The organism is Allobosea sp. ASV33 (assembly GCF_016428755.1).
GTDB lineage: Bacteria > Pseudomonadota > Alphaproteobacteria > Rhizobiales > Beijerinckiaceae > Allobosea.
The window spans coordinates 20,576-39,345 of sequence record NZ_JAELTI010000046.1; the positions used below are offsets into that span (position 1 = coordinate 20,576).

At 66.7% G+C, this 18,770-nt stretch carries 17 protein-coding genes and 1 tRNA gene; 8 read left to right on the forward strand and 10 right to left on the reverse strand.

What is annotated here, in order from left to right; genetic code table 11:
- Positions 1 to 17: 17 nt before the first annotated feature.
- Both JHD80_RS14885 and gph read right to left on the reverse strand, forming a co-directional pair.
- A tRNA-Val gene (locus JHD80_RS14885) sits at positions 18 to 92 on the reverse strand.
- Positions 93 to 120: 28 nt separating this feature from the next.
- Positions 121 to 819 (reverse strand): phosphoglycolate phosphatase, encoded by a 699-nt coding sequence (gene gph / locus JHD80_RS14890; RefSeq protein WP_248311563.1) that lies wholly within the window; start codon positions 817 to 819, stop codon positions 121 to 123.
- A 156-nt stretch (positions 820 to 975) separates the two neighbouring features.
- Between gph and JHD80_RS14895 the strand changes: the two genes are divergently transcribed.
- The 4 genes from JHD80_RS14895 to JHD80_RS14910 all read left to right on the forward strand — a co-directional run bounded on the left by JHD80_RS14895 (position 976) and on the right by JHD80_RS14910 (position 3,973).
- Complete coding sequence (locus tag JHD80_RS14895) at positions 976 to 1,362, forward strand: hypothetical protein (RefSeq protein ID WP_199088687.1); 387 nt, start codon at positions 976 to 978, stop codon at positions 1,360 to 1,362.
- A gap of 112 nt (positions 1,363 to 1,474) precedes the next feature.
- Positions 1,475 to 2,176 carry a ribose-5-phosphate isomerase RpiA gene (gene rpiA / locus JHD80_RS14900; protein ID WP_199088689.1) on the forward strand — a complete coding sequence of 234 codons (702 nt, stop codon included), beginning with the start codon at positions 1,475 to 1,477 and terminating at the stop codon, positions 2,174 to 2,176.
- Positions 2,177 to 2,289: 113 nt separating this feature from the next.
- On the forward strand, positions 2,290 to 2,787 hold the full coding sequence (locus tag JHD80_RS14905) for a DUF2059 domain-containing protein (RefSeq protein WP_199088691.1): 498 nt from the start codon (positions 2,290 to 2,292) through the stop codon (positions 2,785 to 2,787).
- A gap of 142 nt (positions 2,788 to 2,929) precedes the next feature.
- Positions 2,930 to 3,973, forward strand: coding sequence for an SDR family oxidoreductase (locus tag JHD80_RS14910; protein WP_199088693.1), 1,044 nt, complete (start codon positions 2,930 to 2,932; stop codon positions 3,971 to 3,973).
- Here the strand turns inward: JHD80_RS14910 and JHD80_RS14915 are convergent.
- From JHD80_RS14915 to JHD80_RS14925, 3 genes are all read right to left on the reverse strand, one after another.
- Positions 3,954 to 5,453 (reverse strand): tripartite tricarboxylate transporter permease, encoded by a 1,500-nt coding sequence (locus JHD80_RS14915; RefSeq protein ID WP_199088694.1) that lies wholly within the window; start codon positions 5,451 to 5,453, stop codon positions 3,954 to 3,956. The genes JHD80_RS14910 and JHD80_RS14915 overlap by 20 nt on opposite strands.
- Positions 5,454 to 5,467: 14 nt before the next feature.
- Positions 5,468 to 5,947: a tripartite tricarboxylate transporter TctB family protein gene (locus JHD80_RS14920; RefSeq protein ID WP_199088695.1), complete on the reverse strand. Its 480-nt coding sequence runs from the start codon at positions 5,945 to 5,947 to the stop codon at positions 5,468 to 5,470.
- Between the two features lie 100 nt (positions 5,948 to 6,047).
- Positions 6,048 to 7,013, reverse strand: a complete 966-nt coding sequence (locus JHD80_RS14925) for a Bug family tripartite tricarboxylate transporter substrate binding protein (protein ID WP_199088696.1) — start codon at positions 7,011 to 7,013, stop codon at positions 6,048 to 6,050.
- A gap of 520 nt (positions 7,014 to 7,533) precedes the next feature.
- Here JHD80_RS14925 and gor point away from each other — a divergent pair.
- Positions 7,534 to 8,904 (forward strand): glutathione-disulfide reductase, encoded by a 1,371-nt coding sequence (gor, locus tag JHD80_RS14930; protein WP_199088697.1) that lies wholly within the window; start codon positions 7,534 to 7,536, stop codon positions 8,902 to 8,904.
- Between the two features lie 253 nt (positions 8,905 to 9,157).
- Positions 9,158 to 10,543 (forward strand): class II 3-deoxy-7-phosphoheptulonate synthase, encoded by a 1,386-nt coding sequence (locus JHD80_RS14935; RefSeq protein WP_199088699.1) that lies wholly within the window; start codon positions 9,158 to 9,160, stop codon positions 10,541 to 10,543.
- A gap of 79 nt (positions 10,544 to 10,622) precedes the next feature.
- Here JHD80_RS14935 and JHD80_RS14940 read toward each other — a convergent pair whose 3' ends face one another.
- On the reverse strand, positions 10,623 to 11,624 hold the full coding sequence (locus JHD80_RS14940) for an outer membrane protein (protein ID WP_199088701.1): 1,002 nt from the start codon (positions 11,622 to 11,624) through the stop codon (positions 10,623 to 10,625).
- 95 nt (positions 11,625 to 11,719) lie between these two features.
- Here JHD80_RS14940 and gltX point away from each other — a divergent pair, with 95 nt between their 5' ends.
- The gene (gene gltX / locus JHD80_RS14945) at positions 11,720 to 13,060 is read left to right on the forward strand and encodes a glutamate--tRNA ligase (protein ID WP_199088703.1); all 1,341 of its coding nucleotides are present in this window, start codon (positions 11,720 to 11,722) and stop codon (positions 13,058 to 13,060) included.
- A 165-nt stretch (positions 13,061 to 13,225) separates the two neighbouring features.
- On the opposite strand, the gene JHD80_RS14950 is transcribed toward gltX, so the two are convergent.
- Both JHD80_RS14950 and JHD80_RS14955 read right to left on the reverse strand, forming a co-directional pair.
- Complete coding sequence (locus JHD80_RS14950) at positions 13,226 to 14,548, reverse strand: MFS transporter (protein WP_199088705.1); 1,323 nt, start codon at positions 14,546 to 14,548, stop codon at positions 13,226 to 13,228.
- A gap of 189 nt (positions 14,549 to 14,737) precedes the next feature.
- Positions 14,738 to 15,844, reverse strand: a complete 1,107-nt coding sequence (locus tag JHD80_RS14955) for a DUF2865 domain-containing protein (protein WP_210339902.1) — start codon at positions 15,842 to 15,844, stop codon at positions 14,738 to 14,740.
- A 320-nt stretch (positions 15,845 to 16,164) separates the two neighbouring features.
- Here JHD80_RS14955 and JHD80_RS14960 point away from each other — a divergent pair, with 320 nt between their 5' ends.
- Positions 16,165 to 17,115, forward strand: a complete 951-nt coding sequence (locus tag JHD80_RS14960; protein WP_199088709.1) for a phosphoribosylaminoimidazolesuccinocarboxamide synthase — start codon at positions 16,165 to 16,167, stop codon at positions 17,113 to 17,115.
- Between the two features lie 131 nt (positions 17,116 to 17,246).
- On the opposite strand, the gene JHD80_RS14965 is transcribed toward JHD80_RS14960, so the two are convergent.
- Positions 17,247 to 17,744, reverse strand: a complete 498-nt coding sequence (locus JHD80_RS14965) for a MarR family winged helix-turn-helix transcriptional regulator (RefSeq protein WP_199088711.1) — start codon at positions 17,742 to 17,744, stop codon at positions 17,247 to 17,249.
- A 20-nt stretch (positions 17,745 to 17,764) separates the two neighbouring features.
- A partial coding sequence (locus JHD80_RS14970; protein ID WP_199088713.1) for a TRAP transporter substrate-binding protein occupies positions 17,765 to 18,770 on the reverse strand: 1,006 nt, incomplete at its 5' end.

Consider the following 18,770-nt stretch of genomic DNA (forward strand, 5'->3'; position numbering starts at 1 on the left):
GGGAATGTCCGGAAAAATGGTGGGCGATACAGGGATCGAACCTGTGACCCCTCCCGTGTGAAGGGAGTGCTCTACCGCTGAGCTAATCGCCCGGACCCGGCCTCTCCTAGTCGGCGCGCCTCATGCCGTCAAGGATGTGCGGGGAGGAGATTTGAACACGCGGTCGATCGCGCCGACGAGCTCGTCGAAATGCTGGATGACCAGATCCGGCTCCAGCGTCTCGATCGGCACGTCGGTATAGCCGAAGGGCACGCAGATCGACGGGATGCCGGCGGCCCGCGCCGTCGCGATATCCGTGCGGGAATCGCCGATCATCACCGCGCGCGCCGGATCGGCCTTGGCGGCGGCGATCGTCAGGGTGAGATGGCGCGGGTCCGGCTTGAAATAGGGAAAGCTGTCGCGCCCGGCGACCGCGGCGAAGCGGCTGGAGATACCGAAATGATCGAGCATCAGCTTCGTGTGCCGGACCGGCTTGTTGGTGCAGACCGCGAGCGCATAGCCTTGACCCGCCAACGCGTCGAGCGCGCCGAGCACCCCGTCGAAGAGATGGCTGCTCCCGGCCGTGTCCTGCGCGTAGATTTCCATGAATTCCTCGAAGAGCCGCTCCAACGTCGCCGGATCGAGAGGCTGGCCGGAGACCTTGAAGCCGCGCTCGATCAGGACGCGCACGCCCGCGCCGACGAGTTCGCGGGCCCGCTCCAGCGGCAGGGCGGCAAGCCCCTCGCGCACCAGGATCAGGTTGAGGACCCGCATGATGTCCGGCGCTGTCTCGGCGAGCGTTCCGTCGAGATCGAAGACGACGATGGGGGGCAGACTCATGGTCGGAACCTTCGGGGTGATTCGGTCGGGCGAGATTCGGTTAGAAGTCTTCATCGCAGGGCTGGCAAGTCCCGCCGGGTCATCTCCCCAAATTTGCCGCGCGGAATGGTATCGTAGGGCCGATTCGTCGCGCGGCCGGCGGCAGGGAAGATTGTCATGCGGAAAACACTGGAAAAGCGGGCGGGAATCGTGGGGGCCCTGCTGGGGGCGGGATGTGCGCTCCTCAGTGCGGCGCCGGCCCTGGCCGGGCCGTTCGAGTTCGCGCCGGCGCCGCAGAATGATCTCAATCGCGTGTACCGCATCGACAAGGCGACGGGCGAGGTCGGCGCCTGCCAGTTCCAGTTGAAGGAGGGCGGCGTCGGCCTGACCGTCTGCTTCCCCTCGGGCGAGGGGGCTGGTCCCCAGGCGCCGAGCGATTACGGCCTGATGCCGTCCCGTCATGAGAAGGAAGGCGGCATCTTCCGCGTCAACATCCGCACCGGCGAAATGAGCATCTGCTACGTCTTCGACGACAAGACGGTGTGCACGCCCCAGACGAAATGACGCGCTCGGCCGTTCGCGCGCTGGACTCGACCGCTCGGCCGGGGCAGGAGAGCGCCGTTGTCGTCCGGCCCGGACGGCGGGCGTTTTCCATAACCTGAGCCGGACGAGAGCCATGAATGCCGACGACCTGAAGAAGCAGGCTGCCGCCCGCGCGCTGGAGCTCGTGCGGCCCGGCATGCGGCTCGGCCTCGGCACCGGCTCGACGGCGAAGCATTTCGTCGACCTGCTCGGCGTGAAGGTCGCCGCCGGTTTCGAGGTTCTCTGCGTCTCCACCTCCGAGGCGACGCAGGCCCAGGCGGTTTCGCTGGGCATTCGGATGTCGACGCTCGACGAGACGCCGGAACTCGATCTCACCGTCGACGGCGCGGACGAGGTCGATCCGCAACTGCGCCTGATCAAGGGCGGTGGCGCGGCGCTGCTGCGCGAGAAGATCGTCGCGGCGGCCTCCGCCCGCATGATCGTGATCGCCGATGACGGCAAGCTGGTACAGACGCTGGGCCGCTTTCCGCTGCCGATCGAAGTCGTACCCTTCGGACTCGAGGCGACGCGCCGGGCCGTGGCCGCGGCGATCGCGTCCTCCGGCGCGGCCGGCAAGCTCGTGCTGCGCCAGCGGGCGGACGGCACGACGCTCGTCACCGATGGCGGCCATTACATCCTCGACGCCCATCTCGGCACGATCGAGCGGCCCGAATTGCTGGCGCAGGCGCTGAACATCGTGCCCGGCGTCGTCGAGCACGGCCTGTTCATCGGACTGGCCTCCGGCGCGATCCTGGCCGGAGCCGGCGGGCTCAAGCTGCTCGGCCGGATCGAATGATTCCATTCCGGCGCAAGACACGCTAAGGAACGCGCCACAATGACCGATCCGTCATGGTCGCGGGCGCAATCGCGCGCCCCGGTGACGGTTCGCTGATAAAGGGGTTTCAACGCATGATCCGTCGTTCTCTCGTTCGGGCCGCCTTCGGTCTGGCGCTGCTCTGCGCAGCCCCGGCTTTCGCCCAGGCGCCGGCATTGGCGCCGAGCCACGTCCAGGCCGCGCGCGAGGTCATGGAGCTAAGCGGCGTCACCCAGGGCTTCTCGAACATCTACAACGAGTTCGAGCGCAACGTGCAGGGCATGCTGGCGACGCGGCCTGAGATGAAGAAGGACGCCGATGCGGTCATCGCGGCCCTGAAGCCGGAAGTCGACAAGCGCGCCGAGGACATGGCCAAGACCGCGTCGGAGGTCTTCGCCCGCAAGATGACCGAGGCGGACCTCAAGGAGGTCGCCGCCTTCTTCAAGTCGCCTGTCGGCCAGCGCTACAGCACGCTGCGGCGCGAGGCGATGGACGATATCGTGAACCTCCTGGCGCCCTGGACCGTCCAGACCAGCCAGTACATGTTCGACCGCTTCTCGCAGGAAATGAGCAAGCGCGGCCATACCCTCTGAGCCGAGGCGCCGTCCGCGATCTCGATATCGGAAGGCCGGCGAGCGTTCGCCGGCCTTTTTTGTTGCGGCATCTCGGCTGGCCTCGGATCGAAGCGCGCTCTATGGCGGTGATGGTTGAACCGCGAAGCCCGGAGCCGGCAGCATGACCCGCGATCTCGTCCTCGTGACCGGAGGCTCCGGCTTCCTGGCGGGGCATTGCATCCTCGCCTTGCTTCAGGCCGGCTACGATGTCCGCATCACGCTGCGGTCACCGGCGCGCGAGGCGGCGCTTCGCGAAGCGCTGCGGACAGCTGGACTGGATGCCGGCGATCGGTTGCAGGTCGCTGTCGCCGACCTGATGCGTGACGAGGGCTGGGACGAGGCCGCCTCCGGCTGCAGCTATGTCCTGCATGTCGCATCGCCGCTCGCAGCCGCTGCCCCGAAGGATGAGGACGAACTGATCCGGCCGGCGCGCGAAGGCACGCTGCGCGTGCTGCGCGCCGCGCATCGGGCCGGGGTGAAGCGCGTCGTCCTGACCTCCTCCTTCGCCGCTATCGGCTATGGCCGGACGGTGAAGCGTCCCTATGACGAGCGCGACTGGACGAACGCATCCGCGCCGGGTCTTGCCGCCTATCCGAAGTCGAAGACGCTGGCCGAGCGCGCCGCCTGGGATTTCGTCGATGGCGAAGGGCAGGGGCTGGAATTGGCGGTCGTCAATCCCGTAGGCATCTTCGGGCCATTGCTGCGGCCGGACCTCTCGGCCTCGATCCTGCTCGTCAAGACCATGCTGGAGGGCCGGCTCTGGGCGGTGCCGCGCCTGATGTTCGGCGTCGTCGACGTCCGCGATGTCGCCGACCTGCACCTGCGCGCCATGACCGATGCCGCCGCCGCCGGCGAGCGTTTCCTGGCGACCGCCGGCGATTTCATGACGATGCAGGCGATCGCCCAGGCGTTGAAGGACGGTCTCGGCGCGCATGCGGAGCGGGTCTCGACGCGCGTGCTGCCGGATTGGCTGGTGCGCTTCGCCGCCCGCTTCAGCGCCGCGGCCCGTCAGGCGGCGACGCCGGAGCTCGGCCGCAGTAAGACCGCGACGAGCGCCAAGGCGCAGGCCATGCTCGGCTGGCAGCCGCGCCCGGCGAAGGAGGCTCTCGTCGCCACGGGCGAGAGCCTCATCCGGCTCGGTCTGGTCAGTCCTCGGCAGCCTTGAACTGGTTCAGCCCCTTCATCACGAAGGGCGCCACCAGCGCGATGAAGGCGATGCCGAGCAACGTCGCCGAGATCGGGTTCTCCAGCAGGATCATTGGATCTCCCAGGCTGATCTGCAGGGCGCGGCGCAATTGCTGTTCCGCCATCGGCCCGAGGATCAGGCCGACCACCATCGGCGCCACGGGATAGTCGTAGCGGCGCATCAGGTAGCCGAGGAAGCCGAAGGCGAAGAGCATGGCGAGCTCGGCCGGCGAGCCGTTGACGGCAAGCGTGCCCATCGTCGCGAAGACGAGGATGCCGGCATAGAGCCAGGGCTGCGGGATCGCCAGCAGCCGGACCCAGAGCCCGATCAGCGGCAGGTTCAGGATCACCAGCATGACGTTGGCGATGAACAGCGAGGCGATCAGGCCCCAGACCAGATCCGGCTTCTCGGCGAAGAGCAGCGGGCCGGGGTTCAGCCCGTATTGCTGGAAGCCGGCGAGCATGATTGCGGCCGTCGCCGAAGTCGGCAAGCCGAGCGTCAGCAGCGGCACCAGCGTGCCGGCGGCCGAAGCGTTGTTGGCGGCCTCGGGCCCGGCGACGCCCTCGATCGCGCCCTTGCCGAACTCGTCCGGGTATTTGCAGAGCTTGCGCTCGGTCGAATAGCTGAGGAAGGTCGGCACCTCGGCCCCGCCGGCCGGCAGGGCGCCGATCGGGAAGCCGAAGGCGGTGCCGCGCAGCCAGGGCGCCCAGGAGCGCTTCCAGTCCTCCTTGGTCATCCACAGCGAGCCCTTGATCGGGATGATCTCCTCGGGATCGCGGAAACGCTTGGAGGCGACGTAGAAGGCTTCACCGACGGCGAAGAGGCCGACCGCGAGCGTCGTGACCTCGACGCCGTTGAGCAGCTCCGGCACGCCGAAGGTCAGGCGGGCCTGGCCGGTCAGCTTGTCGATGCCGATCAGGCCGAGCGCGATGCCGAGGAACAGGCTGGTCAGGCCGCGCAGCGGCGAGTCGCCGAAGGTCGCGGAGACCGTGACGAAGGCGACGATCATCAGCGCGAAATAATCCCACGGGCCGAACTTCACCGCGAGCTCGACCAGAACGGGCGCGAGGAAGGCAAGCCCGATCGTCGCGATCAGGCCGGCGACGAAGGAGCCGATCGCCGAGGTGGCGAGCGCCGGGCCGCCGCGGCCGGCCTTGGCCATCTTCGAGCCTTCGAGCGCTGTGGCGAGCGAGGCGCTTTCGCCGGGTGCATTCAGCAGGATCGCCGTGGTCGAGCCGCCATACATGCCGCCATAGTAGATGCCGGCGAACATGATCAACGATCCCGCCGGATCGAGCTTGAAGGTCACCGGCAGCAGCAGCGCGACGGTGAGCGCCGGGCCGATGCCGGGCAGCACGCCGACAGCGGTCCCGAGGAACACGCCGATCAGACAGAAGACCATCTTGGAGGGTTCGAGCGCGACGCTGAAACCGTGAAGCAGGGAGAGCAGGGTATCCATGATCGGGCTCTCCTTCAGAGGAACAGGCGCTCGAGCGGACCCGACGGCAGGATCAGCGTCAGGACCTTGGCGAAGACGAGAAAGATGACGAGGCCGAGCACGAAGCCGATCACGGCATCGACCAGAAGGCCTTGCCGGCCCATGCCGCGCGCCGTGCAGGCGAAGACCACCGTGATGGCGATGATGAAGCCGCCGCCGAGCCCGATGCAGGCGATCAGGAAGATCAGCCCTCCGGCGATCCAGAGCAGCGCCTTGTTGTCGGCCTCGTCCGGCTGCGGCAGGCCTTCGCGGAAGGCGACCAGGAAATGCGCCAGGCCCAGGATGACGAGACCCGCTGCCACGACGTAAGGCATCGCTGTCGGGCCGACGCCATAGGTCGAGGTGATCGTCTGCTGCGAGGCGTCATAGCCGATAAGGGCGGCGACGATCAGCAGCAGCACCCCGACGAGCAGGGCCGGCTTGTTGGCACCTTGCGTGCGCGTATCGTTGGTCATGGGCGTCCCCGCAGTCCTGGCCGGCGTCTTGTGGGCGCCTCTGGCGGTTGGAAAAGGGGCCGGTTTCCCGGCCCCTGCAGATTGTAGCGTCTTGTTCGGCTTACTTCACCAGGCCAACTTCGGTCATGACCTTGGAGACGCGCTCGATCTCACCCTTCAGGAAGGTGTCGAAGGCGGCGCCGGCCAGGAAGGCATCGTCCCAGCCGCGGGCCTTGAGGATTTCCTGCCACTCCTTGGACTTGACCATCTTCTCGACCGTGTCCGTCAAAGCCTTGACTTGGTCGGCCGAGAGGCCGGGAGGGGCGACGACCGAACGCCAGTTCAGCAGCTCGAGATCGATGCCCTGCTCCTTCAGCGTCGGCGCGTCCGGCGCATTCTCGAGGCGCTTCGACGAGGAGACGGCGAGCACGCGCAGCTTGCCGGCCTTGATCTGGCCTTCGAACTCGCCATAGCCGGAGACGCCCGCCGTGACGCGGCCGCCGAGCATCGCCGCCAGGGCCTCGCCGCCGCCCGAGAACGGGATGTAGTTGATCTTCTTGGCGTCGGCGCCGACCGCCTGCGCGAACAGCGCGGCGAGGATATGGTCCGTGCCGCCGGCCGAGCCGCCGGCCCAGGTCACCTTGGCCGGGTCGGCCTTGAGGCGCTCCGCCAGGTCCTTGGCGGACTTCAGCGGCGATTCCGTCGGGACGACGATGACCTCGGCCTCGGCGGTCAGGCGCGCGATCGGCGTGACCTGGGTCAGGTTGACCGGCGACTTGTTGAGCAGGATGGCGCCTACCATGACGAAGCCGTTGACCATCAACTGGTCGCCGGCGCCCTTGGCGCCGATCAACTGCGCGAGGCCGATCGTACCGCCCGCGCCGGTCACGTTGTTGACCTGGACGCTCTTGGTGATCCCGGCCGCGGTCAGCGCCTGCTGCATCGAGCGGGCCGTGCCGTCCCAGCCGCCGCCGGGCGCAGCGGGAGCCATGATCTTGAGTTCGTTGACCTGGGCGAAGGCGGCGGTGGAGAGCGCGGCAAGCGCGACCGCCGTCAGGGCTGTGCGCTTCAGGATGGATGTCAGCATGAATTCCTCCGCTTGCGGGCTTGGTCCGCGGTTTTTCTGAGACGGCTTCGCCTGTGGCACCTTGCCGCGCTGGTCGTCAATTGCGCCTGATTGCATAATCATCAGTCAATAATTTTCGGCCATCGGACCTGTTTTCCGCATCTTATGCGCCTTTGGTTCTACGACTTGGTCGCCTGTTCAGGCGCCCTCCGACCGGGTTGGCGTCATCGGATCGCGCGGGACGATCGGCTTCGCGCCTGTGCCCGGCGTTTCAAGTCGGCCCAATCTCCTTTCATACTGCGGCGCACCGGCATGCCGCCCATGCCGGTGCGTCATTCTAAGGCGCTTGAAGTTTCGCTGCCGCGCCGCCAATTGCCCGCAGTCCATCACCGGCACAACGCGCCACGGCCCGGGCTCGGAGCGCGGCCGCCTGTGTTGATGCTTGCAGGGCTCGCGCTCTTGTGGCGTTTGGGGCGTCTGCCAGCGCGGCCACGTCCGGCGCCTGGCGGTAATCGGCGGCTCGAGGCTGCCAGGGGGTATCATGGCTGAGTTCGACGTCGATCTCTTCGTCATCGGGGCAGGTTCGGGTGGCACACGCGCGGCGCGTATCGCGGCCGGCCATGGCGCCCGCGTCATGATCGCGGAGGAGGACCGCATCGGCGGCACCTGCGTCATCCGCGGCTGCGTGCCGAAAAAGCTCTTCGTCTATGCCAGCCGCTTCGCCGAGGATTTCGAGGACGCCGCGGGCTTCGGCTGGACCTTGCCGCAGGCTCCGGTCTTCGATTGGCCGACGCTGCGCGATGCCGTCGCGAAGGAGGTCACCCGCCTTTCCGGCCTCTATCGCAAGGGGCTGGAGGGCGCCAAAGTCGAGATTCGCGAGGAGCGCGCCGTAATAGAGGGGCCGCACCAGGTTCGTCTGACGAAGAGCGGGCATATCATCCGCGCTCGCCATATCCTGGTCGCGACCGGCGGCTGGCCCACCTTCGATCCGCCGATTCCCGGCGGCGAGCTCGGCATCTCCTCCAACGAGGTGTTCAATCTACCGGCGCTGCCGAAGCGCCTGCTCGTGGTCGGCGGCGGCTATATCGCGCTCGAATTCGCCAGCCTCTTTGCCCGGCTGGGCGTCGCGGTGACCGTCCTGCACCGGGGTGACAACATCCTGCGCGGCTTCGACGAGGATATCCGCACCCGGCTGCGCGACGCCCTGCAGCATGCAGGCATAACCTTGCGGCTCGGCTGCACGATCGACCGGATCGAGGAACTGCCGGACGGCACCCGCCGCGCCCATTGCGCCAAGGGCGAGCCGATCGATGCCGACGTCATCCTCGTAGCAACCGGCCGCCGGCCAAACACTAGGGGTCTCGGCCTCGAACAGGCCGGCGTCGCGATGGGGCCGGTCGGCGAGATCAAGGTCGACGCCACCTCGGCCAGCAGCGTGCCCTCGATCCATGCCGTCGGCGACGTGACCAACCGCGTGAACCTGACGCCGGTCGCCATCCGCGAGGGCCATGCCTTCGCCGACTCGACTTTCGGTGGTCGCAGCTGGACGGTGGACCACGCCACCATCGCCTCGGCTGTCTTTACGACGCCGGAGGTGGGCACCGTCGGCCTGACGGAGGCGCAGGCCGTTGCCGCGGGGCACGAGGTCAAGGTTTTCGAATCCGGCTTCCGCCCGATGAAGGCGACGATCTCCGGCCGGCAGGAGCGCATCTACATGAAGCTCGTAGTCGACGCGCAGTCGGACAAGGTGCTCGGCGTCCACATCCTCGGCCACGATGCCGGCGAGATCGTCCAGGCGGTCGGGATCGCGGTGACGATGGGCGCGACCAAGGCCGATTTCGACCGTACGGTCGCGCTGCATCCGAGCGCCGCGGAAGAACTGGTGACGATGCGCACGCCGCGGGCGCGGTGATCGCGCCCGCGTTGAATCGCCTTGTGAAGCGCTTGAATCGCGATAGCAGGTCGTTGCCGCGATAGGGCAGCGATCTCCGCCATCCCGTTGCTGGGAATCGGCTTTTCGATCGTGCGTGACAAGGTGTGGAGAGGCTTCGGCGGCGACCTCTCTACGACGGTGGCCATTCCGCCACCATCGGTGTATAGCCGCCCCTTCGCGCCACCAAGAGGTTAACGATGCGCGATCTCACAATCAGGAGCACGTAATTCCCATGTCCGAGCGGTGGACGCCAGAGAGCTGGAGGGCCAAGCCCGCCCAGCAGATTCCGGATTATCCGGACCAGGCAGCCTTGAAGGCGGTCGAGCAGCAGCTCGCCGGCTTTCCGCCGCTCGTTTTTGCAGGCGAGGCGCGCAAGCTCAAACGGGCGTTGAGCAAGGTCGCCGCCGGCGAGGCCTTCCTGCTGCAGGGGGGCGATTGCGCCGAGAGCTTCGCCGAGCATTCGGCCGACAATATCCGCGATTTCTTCCGGCTGTTCCTGCAGATGGCGGTGGTGCTCACCTTCGCCGGCGGCTCGCCCGTGGTGAAAGTCGGCCGCATCGCCGGCCAGTTCGCCAAGCCGCGCTCGGCCCCGACCGAGAAGATCGGCGATCTCGAGCTGCCGAGCTACAAGGGCGATATCGTCAACGATATCGACGCCACGCCCGAGGCTCGCATCCCGGACCCGCGCCGCCAGCTCGAGGCCTATCGTCAGTCGGCAGCGACGCTGAACCTGATCCGCGCCTTCGCGACCGGCGGCTACGCCAATCTCGACAACGCGCATCGCTGGATGCTCGGCTTCGTCAAGGATTCACCGCAGTCGCATCGCTACCAGGAAGTGGCCGAGCGCATCACCGAGGCGCTGGAATTCATGCGCGCCATCGGCATCGACCCGGAGACCCATCCGGAGATGCGCACGACCGATTTCTACACCAGCCACGAGGCGCTGCTGCTCGGCTACGAGCAGGCGATGACCCGGACGGATTCGACCACCGGCGAATGGTACGACACCTCCGGCCACATGGTCTGGATCGGTGATCGTACGCGCCAGCTCGATCACGCCCATGTCGAGTTCTTCCGCGGCATCCGTAACCCGATCGGCCTGAAATGCGGCCCCTCGACCACTGTCGACGGCTTGTTGAAGCTGATCGACGTGCTCGATCCGCAGAACCAGCCCGGGCGGCTGACGCTGATCGCGCGCTTCGGCGCCGACAAGGTCTTCGACCATCTGCCGGCGCTGGTGCGGGCGACGAAGCGCGAAGGCCGCAACGTCGTCTGGTCCTGCGACCCGATGCACGGCAACACCGTGAAGGCCGCCAGCGGCTACAAGACCCGGCCCTTCGACCTTATCCTGGGCGAGGTGAAGAACTTCTTCGCCGTCCATCAGGCCGAGGGCACCCATGCCGGCGGCCTGCATCTGGAGATGACCGGCAAGAACGTCACCGAATGCACCGGCGGCGCGCGCGGCATGACCGATGCGGACCTCAACGACCGCTACCACACGGTCTGCGATCCCCGCCTCAATGCCGAGCAGGCGCTGGAGCTGGCCTTCATCGTCGCCGAGCTTGTCAAGCGCCAGCGCGCCGGCCGGGCACGGCCCGAGGTCGAGGCGGCCGAGTAGGGCGCCTCACCAGGCCCATGAACAGAAAAGGCCGGGGCTTGCGCCCCGGCCTTTTCGTTTCAGGCAGGATGTTGCTGCGTCAGAACTTCAGGCCGGCACCGACGCGCGCGGTATCGACGACGGCGTTCACGCCTTTGTAATCGCTGAAATAGATGCGATTATATTCCGCGCGGAACAGGATGTTGTCTCCGAGCAGCGCGTCGATACCGGCGCCGAGCGCGATGCCTGGAACATAGCCTGACGAAATTTGAGTCGCTCTCGTGATGGCGGTAGCGTCGGGCCGGCCGATCGTATTCGTGCCGGCAAAGGTCGTGCGCGTTATCGTCCCGTTCTGGTCGACGGTATTGAAGCTCGAATAGTTTTCGATCGTCGCATGCCCCTGCGCCATCTGGGCATTGGTCGAGATGCGGCCGACGGCGAGACCGATATTGGCGAACGGCATGAAGTTGCCGAACGCGTAGCCCGCCCTGGCTTTCAGCATGACCATGTCGTCGATCTTGTTGGTCGTGCGCCCGGCGACGCCGATGGCCGTCTGCGTATTGAGCGGCTCGGTCGATGGCGACGACTGGACGGTGGTCGAGAAGAGATTCTCGAAGACCGCTCCATTCGAGCCGCGCTGGTCGGTCTGGATGTTGAGGCGCAGATATTCGGCTTCGACACCGAGGACGGCATCGCCGAAGGCCGTATTATAGCCGACAAACCCGCCGAAATTGACCTTGTCCTTGCTGGCCCTGCCGAAATTGTAAAGGCCGCTGCCCGAAGTGCTCACGACCGAGTTCCCAAAGATCGCCTTGGTAAGCATTTGGGATTGCTTCTCGGCGTCGAACTGCCCGGTCACATATCCGGCGGTTCCACCGAAGTAGAAGCCCTCCCAGTTGGAGGACCCAAAGGATGGCGCCGGCGGCGCGTCCTCGATCTGCGAGCCGCGCAGGACAGGGTAGTCCGCGGCGACAACCGGCGCGGCAAGAAGGCTGGTCGCGAGGGCAGTGGACCCAAGCATGAGCGCGATGGAACGGATGCGCATCCTGATCTCCCCGAGCAGCGGTCCGGTTCCACCCGTTTCACCCTGCTCTAGAGCCAATTCATGCCTCGGTAACCCTAATGCCGGGTTAACGATGCGGAATTTCGCTGAAACGCCGGATTGTCGCCTGCCGGCAAAAGCGCCATAAGCCGGCCATGATCTCGCCGCTCGTCCGCTTCGCCCCGTCGCCCACCGGCTATCTCCATATCGGCAATGCCCGGCCGGCGCTGTTCAACTGGCTGTTCGCCCGCCGGCACAGCGGCCGGTTCCTGCTGCGCTACGACGATACCGATATCGTCCGCTCCAAGGCGGAATATGCCGACGCGATCGCCGAGGACCTGGGCTGGCTCGGCATCGTGCCCGATCAGGTGATCCGGCAATCCGAGCGGCTGGCGATCTACGACGCCGCTGCCGATCGTTTGCGCGGGGCAGGGCGGCTCTATCCCTGCTACGAGACGGCGGACGAGCTCGACCGTCGCCGCAAGCGCCAGCTCGCCCGCGGCCTGCCGCCGATCTATGACCGCGCCGCACTGAAGCTCACCGCCGAGCAGAAGGCTGCCTTCGCGGCGGAGGGGCGCAAACCCCATTGGCGCTTCCTGCTGGAGGCGCGCGAGGTCGCCTGGGACGACCTGGTGCGCGGCGCCTCCCATGTCGATTGCGCCTCGCTCTCGGACCCGGTTCTGGTGCGCGAGGACGGCAGCTATCTCTACACGCTGCCCTCCGTCGTCGATGATATCGAGACCGGCGTGAGCCATGTCATCCGCGGTGAGGACCACGTCACCAACACGGCGGTCCAGGCCCAGATCTTCGAGGCGCTGGGCGCGAGCCTGCCCACCTTCGGACACCACAATCTGTTGACCACGGCGAGCGGCGAGGGGCTCTCCAAGCGCCTCGGCCATCTCTCGCTGCGCGGCCTGCGCGAGACCGGCGTCGAGGCGCTGGCCGTGGCCGCGCTCGCGACGCTGGTCGGCACCTCCGATGCGGTGCGCCCGGTCGCCAGCCTCGATGAGCTCGCCGGCCTCGTCGAGCTTGCCCATGTCTCGCGCGCGCCGGCCAAGTTCGACGAGCACGAACTGGAGACGCTCAGCGCACGTACGCTGCACCAGTTGCCCCTGGCCGCGGTCGCCGATCGCCTGGCCGCGTTGGGCGTCCTGGCCGACGAGCCGTTCTGGCAGGCCGTGCGCGGCAATCTTACGAAGCTGGACGAGGCGGCTCAGTGGTGGCGGGTCGTGCAGGGACCGGTTTCGCCGGTGATTGCCGATCCGGGCTTTGCAACGACTGCGGCTGGCTTGCTGCCGGCCGAGCCCTTCGACGCGACGACCTGGAAGAGCTGGACTCAAGCCGTCTCGGCCGCGACGGGCACCAAGGGCAAGGCGCTGTTCATGCCGCTGCGCCAGGCGCTAACGGGGCTCGACCATGGGCCGGAGCTGGCGGCACTGCTGCCGCTGATCGGGCGGGAGAAAGCGTTGAGGCGGCTGGCTGGCGAGAGCGCTTGATCACCTGACGATTGTCGTTCCGGGGCGAGCGCGCAGCGCTCGAACCCGGAAGCCACGGCTGGGTAAACCGCTTCAGTATCCGGTCATTGAGGGCGCGCCCGATCGTGGATTCCGGGTTCAGGCCTGACAGCCTGCCCCGGAATGACAAGATTCAGGTGCAGTCGCTCACTCGTGCCGGTGCATCGCTGAAGCGTGCTTGGTATCGCGCATCAATGCGTAGACCAGGAACGATATGAAGATCATGCCGGCGAGATAGTAGAAGAACCACTGTTCGTGGCCCTGCTGCTTGAAGAACAGGGCGATGGCCGGCGCCGTGCCGCCGAAGATCGAGACCGTCACGGCATAGGGCACGGCGACACCGGTCGCCCTGACGGCGGTCGGGAACAGCTCGGCCTTCACCACCGCGTTGATCGAGGTGTAGCCGGCCGTGAAGATCCAGGCGCCGCAGATCAGCAGGAACGCCGTCCAGGGGGATTTCGTACCGGCAAGCGTTGTCAGAATCGGCACGGTGAGCAGCGTGCCGGCGATGCCGAAGAACATCAGGACGGGCTTGCGACCGATCCTGTCGGAGATCAGTCCGTAGATCGGCTGCAGGATCGAGGCGAAGATCAGGGACCCGGCGATGACATAGGTCGTGACGATGTCGGACAGGCCCACCGTCTGCTTCACGAAGGTCTGCATATAGGTGGTGAAGGTGTAGAAGGCGGCGGTGCCGCCGGCGGTCAGGCCGACGACGATGGCGACCTCGCGGGGATAGCGCAGCAGGCCCCTGAGCGAGCTCTCGCGCTTCATCGTGCTCTTCGCCGCCTCGAAGGCCTCGGTCTCCTGCATATGCCGCCGCATGAACATCGCGGTGATGGCGAGCAGGGCGCCGATCACGAAGGGCACGCGCCAGCCCCAGGCGACGAGCTGATCGTGAGTCAGGAAAACGTTCTGGAGCAGCAGCAGAACCAGGATGGCGGTCAATTGGCCGCCGATCAGCGTCACGTACTGGAAGCTCGAATAGAAGCCGCGATGCTCGGGGTCGGCGATTTCCGTGAGATAGGTCGCGCTCGCCCCGTATTCGCCGCCGAGGCTCAGACCTTCGATGATGCGCGCCAGCGCCAGGAGCGCCGGAGCGGCGAAGCCGATCGTCTCGTAGGTCGGGGTGAAGGCGATGATGAGCGAGCCGAAGCACATCATCAGCACCGACACCATCAGGGAGAGCCGCCGGCCGTAGCGGTCTGCCAGGTGGCCGAACAGCCAGCCGCCGACAGGGCGCACGATGAAGCCGGCCGCGAACAGCGTGGCGGCATTGAGCTGCTGCACGACGGGATCGCTCGAAGGGAAGAAATGCGGCGCGAAATACAGCGCGAAAGCGGTGTAGGCGTAGAAGTCGTACCATTCGACCAGGTTGCCGACCGAGCCGATGAAGATTGCCTTGATCCGGCGCTTGGCATCGTCGAATTCGATCGGATGGGCGGGAGGTGTCGCAGTCGTCTCGGACATGGCGGCCTTCTGAGCTGGGGAGCGTCAGAAGCGGGCGCGCGGCGCAAACGAGCCGTGGGACGGGTCTGGCGGCCTCCCGGAGGCGGCTTGGAAAGCCCTGTTATGCTGCGGTTCCGGTGATGCGTCCAGCGCTCATCCTGCCGTTGCCGAAAAGCCTTCCATGCACCGCCGGCATGGAACTTTCCGCGCTCAGGGCCTGACGAGCTGCGGGCTCAGATTCGGCGCGAGATTGGGCGCGACGATCCGCACGGTCCGGCGCTCGCCGGTGGTGCTGCGCGATTCGCTCTTCAGGCCGTCCTTCTTGTCGAGCACCTTCTCGCCGACGATGTCCGGCCCGACGCCGGCCGACTCGGTGCCGGCCGTCGGCGAATCTTCGGACGGCATCGGCTTCTCCTCGGGGACGGCCGGAACCGGTGCCACGGCCGCCGGCTGCGGCGTCGCGCCCTTGCGCTTCGGATCGACCTTGGGTCGCGACAATTCGGCGGCGCGCTGCTCGCTGACGATGACGTCGCCCTTGCGCTTGTCGAGCAGATACTCGGCATCCTTGAGGGCGGCCGACCAGCTCTGCCCCTGGCCGCGGCAGGTGCAGGCGGCATCGAAGCTGCGGGTGTATTTCCCGGCATTGGCCAGGGAGGAATAGGGCTGCCCGGTCGCGCGGGATGCGGCGTTCTGGATGTCGCCGCCCGCGCTCATGCCATAGGCCAGCGTCTCGGTGCCCGGGCAGAGCGCCTGGCACATCTCGTCGCCATTGCCGGTGTTGTTCCCGAGCGGGAAGAAGAAGCCGTCGCAGGTCCGCACGCAGACGGTCTGCGGCCCGCCGAGCCTGGGCTTCGCCGGTTCGGTCGGCTGCTCGGGATCGAGCTCCGGCAGGGTCGAATCGATTTCGCCGGGGCCGGGATCGCGCCCGAAGATCGTGTCGAAGAAGCCGCGCGGCTGCGCCCGGCAATTGTTGTTGATGGCGGCCGCGAGCTGGGCGCGGCGCTGCTCGATGCCGCCGCCCTCGGCCTGGCGCTGCAACTGGCCATACTGGTTCTGCAACTGGCCGAGCTGCTGGCGGATGAAATTGCACTGCGGCGGCGGCGAGTCGAAGAAGCTGAAGCCGCGGTCGCAGCCCATCGAGCGATACTGGTTGCTCAACTGCGCGAGCTGGGCGCCGACGCGTTGCGCGGCCTGTGCCGCGCGCGGATCGCTGCCGCTGCGCCCCTGCAGGCTTTCGAGCTCGGCCCGCCAGGCATTGCAGGAAGCCGACTGCGCCACGGCGGTACCACCGAGGGCGGCCAGCATCACGAGGGCCATGCCGAAGCGTCGGGAAAGTCGCAGCATCATCGCAGGTCGGGTCACGTCATCCATAGTCGAGCCGGCAAACCGGCCCTGTCCGGGAGCAGTGGTCTAGAACACCCGCCAAACACGACGGAACTATGGAGCGGAGCCTCGCCAGACAGGCCGCGGGGACGCTCCATCGCGAGGGCATCGCATGCCATATTCGGGAGGGCGCAGCAATCCGGGGACGCGTGCGCCGTCGCTGTGGTGGAAAACCTCCGCTTTCGTTAGAAGACCTGCGGCTGCGGCCCGTCCGCGCCGGCCTTCCGTGCAGCGCCAACGAGGCAAGCCCGCCCATGTCCGACTATCTGCCTCTTCACGAAGCCGTCATCCCGGAGCTGCCGAACTACTATCGCGGCAAGGTCCGCGAGAATTACGACCTGCCCGACAACCGCCGCATCCTGATCTCGACCGACCGGCTCTCGGCCTTCGATCGTGCGATCGCCTCGATCCCGCTCAAGGGCCAGGTGCTGACGCAGACGGCACGCTACTGGTTCGAGCAGACCGCGGATATCTGCCCCAACCATGTCCTGGAATATCCCGATCCGAACGTCGTCGTCGGCAAGCGGCTGGATATCCTGCCCGTCGAGATGGTGGTGCGCGGCTATCTCGCCGGCACGACCGGCACCTCGATCCTGACCATGTACAAGCAGGGCCGGCGCGAGATGTACGGCATGACGCTGCCGGATGGCCTGCGCGACAACGAGGCGCTGCCGCAGGCGATCATCACCCCTACCAGCAAGGCCTTCGACGGCGGCCATGACGAGCCGCTCTCGGCCGCGCAGATCGTGGGCGAGGGGCTGCTGACGCAGAAGCAATGGGACGAGGTTTCGGCCTATGCGCTGGCGCTCTTCGCCCGCGGCCAGAAGCTCGCTCGCGAGCGCGGCCTGATCCTCGCCGACACCAAATACGAGTTCGGCACCGATGCCGAGGGGCGCATCCTGCTCGCCGACGAAATCCATACGCCGGATTCGAGCCGCTACTGGTTCGCCGAAAGCTATCCCGAACGCTTCGCCTCCGGCGGCAAGCCCGAATCCTTCGACAAGGATTTCGTGCGCAACTGGGTCGTGGCGCGCTGCGATCCCTATACGCAGGATCTGCCGCCGATCCCGCAGGAACTGATCGACCAGACCTCGGCGGTCTATGTCCGGGCTTTCGAGGCGATCACCGGGACGGCCTTCGCCTACCCGCCGAAGGGCGAGGATCCGGCTGAGCGGATCAGGCGCAATCTCGCGCGGTACTTCTGAGGCGCGCCGTCATTCTCGGGCGGAGCGCAGCGCAGACCCGAGAATCTCTTGCAGAAGGAGGCACTGGAGTCTCCGCGTCATGAGATGCTCGGGTCAAGCCCGAGCATGACGGCTGCTGCCGAGATGGCTCTCTAAGCCCCATCTTCCTCGCGATAGTTCCCGGCGAGATGGCGCCCCCGCTCGGTCAGCGTCGAGAGCACGCGTTCGAACACCTTGAGCTCGTCGGGCGCGATGCCCTCGATCCAGCGGGCCTCGAAGTCGAGAGCCAGCGGCACGATCTGGTCGTAGATGCGCTTTCCCGCCGCAGTCAGCGTGACGAAGGATTCGCGCCGATCCTGCCGGTTTTCCGCGCGTGAGACGAGGCCGCGCTTCTCCAGTTCGCCGACCGCGCGCGAAACCTTGGTCTTGTGCATCTGGGCGAGCTCGCCGATGTCGCGCGAGGTCAGCTTGCCGAATTCGCCGAGCTGCGCCACGACCCGCCATTCCGGGATGCCGATGCCGAAATGCTCGCCATAGATGCGCCCGAGCGCCCGGCCGCCGAGCGTGCCGACGACATTGAGGCGATAGGGCAGGAAGCGCTCCAGATGGAGCGCCTTGGTTTCGGGGTCGACGGGTGGTTTCGTTGTCATAGCGATTTGGAAGACGCGCCTCAGCGCGCCTTCAGCCTGTTCATGAACGAGTCGTAGGAGAGTTCGGCGATCTGCCACCAGAGCAGGTTCTCGCCGCGGAAGGCGACCATCGAATCGTAGCCCTTCTTGAAGTCCGGGCTCTTGGCGCTGGTCTCGGCGTAATATTCCTCGGCCGCCTTGAGCGCCGCTTCCATCACGGGCAGCGGGAAGCCGCGCAATTGCGCGCCCTGCGCCACCAGACGGCGCAGGCCGCCGGGATTGACGAAGTCGTACTTCGCCAGCATCCAGTTATTGGCCGCCTCGCAGGCGTTCTGCACGATCGCCTGATAGTGCTTCGGCAGCTTGGCCCAGGCGTCCTTACCGATGATCAGGTGCAGCATCGCGCCGCCCTCCCACCAGCCGGGATAGTAGTAGTACTTGGCGACGCGGATGAAGCCGAGCTTCTCGTCGTCATAGGGGCCGACGAACTCGGCCGCGTCGATCGAGCCGCGCTCCAGCGCCGGATAGACGTCGCCGGGCGCGATCTGCGTCGGCACCACGCCGAGCTTGGCGAGCACCGCCCCGCCCATGCCGCCGATCCGGAACTTCAAGCCCTTGAGATCGTCCACGCCCTTGAGCTCGTTGCGGAAGAAGCCGCCCATCTGGCAGCCGGAATTGCCGCAGGGGATCGAATAGGCGTTGAAGCGGTCGAGCACGCCGTTGACGATCTGCTCGCCGCCGCCGAAATACCACCAGCTATGCTGCTGGCGGGCGTTGAGGCCGAAGGGGATGCCGGTGCCAAGCCCCAGCGTCGGGTCCTTGCCGATATAGAAATAGGTCGGCGAATGCGCGCATTCGACCGTGCCGGACGAGACTGCGTCGAGCGCCTGCAGGCCGGGCACGATTTCGCCGGGCGCGAAGACCTGGATCTCGAACTTGCCGTCGGTCGCCTCGGAGACGTATTTCGAGAATTGCTGGGCCGTGCCGTAGATCGTGTCGAGCGACTTCGGGAAGCTCGACGTCAGCCGCCATTTCACCTCGGGCTGG